The 206-nt window shown below is 77.7% G+C and carries 1 protein-coding gene; it reads left to right on the forward strand.

Annotated features, from left to right (window positions below; genetic code table 11):
• Positions 1 to 179, forward strand: a 179-nt coding sequence (locus tag BZY54_RS47665) for an SHOCT domain-containing protein (protein ID WP_143668416.1), incomplete at its 5' end; no start/stop codon positions are given.
• Positions 180 to 206: the final 27 nt, after the last annotated feature.

Raw genomic sequence — 206 nt, forward strand, 5'->3', positions numbered from 1 at the left:
CGGTGCTGGCCGCGGTGCGGGCGGCGGGGCCGGCCACACCGGTGCCGGTGCCGGTCCCGCGCCGCGACCCCGCCGACATCGCGGACCGGATCCGCCACCTCGGGGAACTCCACCAGGCGGGGCTGGTGACGGACGAGGAGTTCTCGGTGAAGAAGGCGGAGCTCCTGGCGGAGCTGTAGGAGCGCGGCCGGGGCTGCGCGCAGCCC

This window comes from Streptomyces carpinensis (genome assembly GCF_002154505.1).
Classification (GTDB): domain Bacteria; phylum Actinomycetota; class Actinomycetes; order Streptomycetales; family Streptomycetaceae; genus Streptomyces; species Streptomyces carpinensis.